We start from the raw sequence: 3985 nt of genomic DNA, 5'->3' as shown, positions 1-3985 counted from the left end.
AACTGCTTTACTGCGGTTTGGGGATAGTCTGCGTACGGGCCGCCCATTGCTGCCAGGTACTGGAAAGCTCCTTGACCATGGCCGGGTGCTGCCGGGCCAAATCGTTCATTTCGGTACGGTCTTTTGCCAAATCGAACAGCTCCCATTCCCCTTCGGGTATTTGGTTGATCTTGCTATAAACGCCCGGCCGATTATGTGCTTTCGAGACTAGTTTCCAGTTGCCTTTGCGGATGGCGCGGTTGCCCTCGTGTTCAAAAAACAGCGTCTCTCTCTTCAAAGTACCATCCTTTGCGAAAACCGGCAGCAGACTAACGCCTTCGGCGGGCGTGATGTCGTTATTTTTATGTCTGGTCGGGTAGGTTGCGCCCGCCGCGTCCACGCAGGTCGCCATGATGTCCACGAGTTGGCCCGGTTGGTGCCGGAGTTGGCCTTGGGCCTTGACCGCAGCGGGCCAATGGACAATGAGCGGCGTAGCGATGCCGCCCTCGTGAGTCCAGTGTTTGAACTTGCGAAAGGGCGTGTTCGATACATTGGCCCAGGTGGGGCCATAGCCGTGGTAAGAGGAGTCGGGGCCCGCCATAACGGCGGTACTTTGCACAATGAGCGGCACCCCGCTTCGAGTTTTCAGGGGAGCCATTCGCAGTTGCAACTCGTCTTTTCCCATCGGCACCCGGTTTTGGGCGATCACCGCTTCGTCATCGTCCATTTTGCCCAGCCAATACACCTCTTCGGCGCAGGCCCCGTTGTCTTGCAAAAACAGAATCAGCGTGTTGTCCAGCTCGCCGCGTTCGCGGAGCGCGTCCACAATTTTACCGATGCCTTTGTCCATGCGGGTAACCATGGCGGCGTAGGTTTCCATGTTGCGGGCGTGCCAGGCTTGGTCGGGCATGGTGTCCCAGCGGGCCACGGCCTCGCTCATTTTCCAGTCTTCCTGGATCAAGCCTTCTTCTTTCAGGCGGGCGAATCGCTTCTGCCGGATGGGTTCAAAGCCAGCGTCGTACTGCCCTTTGTAGGCGGCTATTTCTTCCTCGGGCGCGTGCAGAGGCCAGTGCGCGGCGGTGTAGGCTACGTACATGAAGAAAGGCGGTGCCGCGTTCGGATCCTCTTTTTTTGCTTCCTGCTGGTGCTGATCGATGTACCGCACCGCGTTGTCGCTGATGGCGTCGGTATAGTAGTATTGGTTGGGCTGATAGTCCGGGTCGTTTTCGGGGGTAATGTAGGTATTGTCCCGAGCCAATCGGAAGGGGTCCCAGAAACTACCCGCTCCGATAATGGTACCGTAAAACTTATCGAATCCGCGCTGCCGGGGCCAGTTGTGTTGCAGCGAATCTACTTCCTCGAAATGGTTGGTGACGTGCCATTTGCCCGACATGTAGGTAGCGTAGCCCGCCGTTTTGAGTACTTCGGCGATGGTGACGCATTGTTGGTTCAGGTCGCCCCGGTAGCCGGGCAGTCCGTTGTCGTCCGTCATCATCCCGATGCCCGTTTGGGCCGGAAAAAGTCCGGTGAGCAGCGAGGCTCGGGTCGGGCAGCAGCGGGCGGTGTTGTAGAATTGGGACAATCGCAGTCCGTTGGTCGCCAATCCGTCCAGCACGGGCGTCCGGATCTCGCTGCCGTAGCAACCGATGTCGGAGTAACCCATATCATCGGCCATAATTAGGATAATGTTGGGTGGTTGGGAGGTACTTCCGGTTTTCTGGGTATTCTTGTTGCAAGAACAGATCGTACCTCCCAGCAGAATAATGGCAGTCAGTAGTTTGGGGTTGAGGTTCATAGACTTTCGATCTTTGGATAAGTGATTATAAGAACAGGGATTGTTTTTACTGGAGGGTATTTTTGGTGATAAATTCATAAGGTCGTTTCCCCTGCTTTCAGAGGGACTGTCTTTCCTTCCCAGACCCATTCCCCCTGCATCCCGGCGGGCAAAGTGATCGTCCCCATCAGTTTTCCTTCAAAGCGAAGGTCGAGTTCGATCATGCCTCTGGGCGTAGGGTATTTGGCTTTAATAAATTTCAAATCCCCCGGCTGCGGCGCGATGCGAACGGTAGCAAATCCCGGCGAAGTAGGTCGAATCCCCGCCACCAGGCTGTAATAAAAATGCACCGGGTGGGCCGTCCAGGGATGTACTTCCGAACGGGGGTTTTGCTCGATGCGTTTCTCGGGCGTCGCTTTCATCCCGGCGGCGATGATGTCCTGCCAGGGTTTCAGTTCTTTGGTAAAATCGCCTACCCCCGTTTTTTCCATCGCCTCGAAAAGATAGACATAGTAGAAAAGATTGGCGCGGCTGTCGAAGGCGGTAGCTTCGTCGAGTACCTTCTCCATAAGTACCTTATTCTCTTTCTCGGAATGCGCCCCCGTCAGCACGGCCAGGATGCTGGCCCGCTGGTCGTAGAATTCCACCTCCGGATTATCTAGATAAACGCCACGCGCCGGGTCGAAGCAAAGCTTGCGGACGATCTCGGCGTACTTGCGTCCTTCCGTGCGGTAGAAGGCGGCTTTCTCGCCCTGACCCAGGTAATCCAATATCTCGGCGGCTTTGCCGAGAGTGTAGGCGTAGTTCAGCGTCAGGATGGCCGAGTTGCCTTCTTTGTTGGCAACGGAGTTCCCGCCCTTCGGCACGTACCAGTCTATGAACATCGGGTAGGCCGATTTTCCCACCAGGCCGTTCTCATTGACAAGCGTTTCGTAGTAGTCGAAGACCTCCTGAATCTCGCCCGTGTAGCTTTTGAGCAAATCTTTTTCGCCGTTGAGCATCATCAGGTCGTGCAGCATGTCGATCCAGATCAGCGAGTAGGTCGGATGCACGAACGTGGCTTTGAGCGGATAGCAACTCGGAATGTTGCCGTCGGGCAGGCGCGAGTTGTTGAACTGTTCCATCGCGCTGCGGAAATAGGTCAGGTCGCCCGTGAGGGCGGTGTAGGCCATCAGGTGGGGCCGCAGATCGCCGACGTACTGCATGGTTTCGTAGTAGATGTCGCTCATCAGGTTGTCCTGGGCGCAAAGCCGCAGCGTACGCCAGCAGATGTCCCATACCTGGGCGTAAAGCGGGTTTGAAGTTTCGAAAGAAGCCACGACCGGAATCGGGCTGGCGGAGTACATGTTGTAGTAGTCTTCGATGACGAGCGGTTCGTCGGCGGTCGTAATGTCGAGTTCAATGAAGCGGAACGCTCGGAACCAGATCGGCTGGAAGACGCGGTTTTTCCCGCCGTCCAGAAAGTACACATCGCTGATACCCTTGATGGTTTTGCCCGTCAGGTCGTTGCGGTTGCCCTTTTGGTTGTTGGCGTTGTAGAGTGCTTCGGAGTACTTGATTTTGATCGTGGTGTTCTTGCCGCCCGACACCTGCAACTTTGGGTAGCCGAGCGTCACCTCACCCTGGTCGATCAGGATTTTGTGGCGGGAACGGGCGGGTACTTCGATGGGTTTCTTGCCAAAAACCGCGCCCACTGCCACGGCTTTTAAGTCGCTGCGCGCGACGCGGGTGAAGGGCTGTTTTTCGTCCACCTGCCGGGCCGTGGTGCGGGGCTGCAGTGTCCAGGCGTGGCTGGCTCCGGCGGTGAGGGGTTTCATGTAAAGGGCTTCGGATTTTTTCCAATCGCCGTCGTCGTAGGTCATTTCTTGCCAGCCCCAGGGGTACTTTGCTGCCGCGATGGAGTCGGTGGGATTGGCAGCATAAAAGCCGCCGATGATTTCGGTACCGCCCCGCCAAACTACCTCTCTTTCAAAAATAGCCTCGTTTTTCAGTACCTTCCAGCCATTGGAGCTGCCGGAGTTGACGATGCATTCCGGCTCGGAATGCCCTTGCAGCATGAAAGCCGTGCGAAAAGAAACGATACCGAAGGCACGGTCGGCGCCCCAGTTCATTACCTCGGCGGCAATCAGGTTCACCCCCTTTTTCAGGAAAGGCGCGAGGTCGAGGGTTTCGTAGCGCCAGTGAAGCACATCGCCCAACTGCGGGCCGTAGGCGACCTCCCGACCGTTGACG

Annotated in this window: 2 protein-coding genes; both read right to left on the bottom strand. The window is 56.6% G+C overall.

Annotation, left to right across the window (positions count from 1 at the left end; all coding sequences use genetic code 11):
- Positions 1-7: 7 nt before the first annotated feature.
- Complete coding sequence (locus tag ACEW8P_RS04740; protein WP_373511955.1) at positions 8-1774, bottom strand: arylsulfatase; 1767 nt, start codon at positions 1772-1774, stop codon at positions 8-10.
- Between the two features lie 74 nt (positions 1775-1848).
- Positions 1849-3985, bottom strand: a 2137-nt coding sequence (locus ACEW8P_RS04735) for a family 78 glycoside hydrolase catalytic domain (RefSeq protein ID WP_373511954.1), incomplete at its 5' end; no start/stop codon positions are given.

The organism is Persicitalea sp. (assembly GCF_041751555.1).
GTDB lineage: Bacteria > Bacteroidota > Bacteroidia > Cytophagales > Spirosomataceae > Persicitalea.
The sequence above is the reverse complement of the archived record's forward strand: the minus strand, read 5'-3'. Positions and strand labels throughout refer to the sequence as shown.